This is a genomic window from Levilactobacillus paucivorans (genome assembly GCF_001437125.1).
GTDB classification, from domain to species: Bacteria; Bacillota; Bacilli; order Lactobacillales; family Lactobacillaceae; genus Levilactobacillus; species Levilactobacillus paucivorans.
In genome coordinates this window covers 1-343 of record NZ_JQCA01000023.1, presented here as the reverse complement: position 1 = coordinate 343, position 343 = coordinate 1, and the positions used below count along the sequence as shown (strand labels likewise).

1 protein-coding gene and 1 pseudogene are annotated in these 343 nt (G+C 30.0%); both read left to right on the top strand.

Annotated elements, in window-relative coordinates; translation table 11 throughout:
* Positions 1 to 182 (top strand): annotated as a pseudogene (locus IV54_RS12255) (filamentation induced by cAMP protein fic); the annotation flags it as partial.
* Positions 162 to 323, top strand: a complete 162-nt coding sequence (locus IV54_RS12250) for a hypothetical protein (protein ID WP_156406657.1) — start codon at positions 162 to 164, stop codon at positions 321 to 323. The pseudogene IV54_RS12255 and the gene IV54_RS12250, both read left to right, overlap by 21 nt.
* Positions 324 to 343 lie beyond the last annotated feature (20 nt).

Sequence of the window (343 nt, the reverse complement as noted above, 5' to 3'; positions counted from 1 at the left end):
CAATGTGCCGTTAGATAAGTGGGATCAATGGAACGAACTAATTGCCAATTATTATCAGACTAATGACATGACTAAAATTAAACAGTGGACATATGATAATGGTATTCAAGGATTACAAATTCGAGCAAACAAAAAAATTAAGTGCTAATGAATTAAACCAGATGTACAAGCAACTAAAAAAAACGGATAAATTAGAACTTAAATTAGTTGAAGACGAGATTAGTAAAAGAACCCAAAACCATCTCAAAGACTTTGCTAAAAACAATCTAGAAGTTAAGCCAAAAAATAATCCTGAAAATAAAAACGATCGGCCTAGTTATTAGGTTGATCGTTTTTTAATTTA

Coding starts and splice junctions, on each gene's coding strand:
- IV54_RS12250 (WP_156406657.1), top strand. CDS start 162: ATGTACAAGCAACTAAAAAAAACGGATAAATTAGAACTTAAATTAGTT.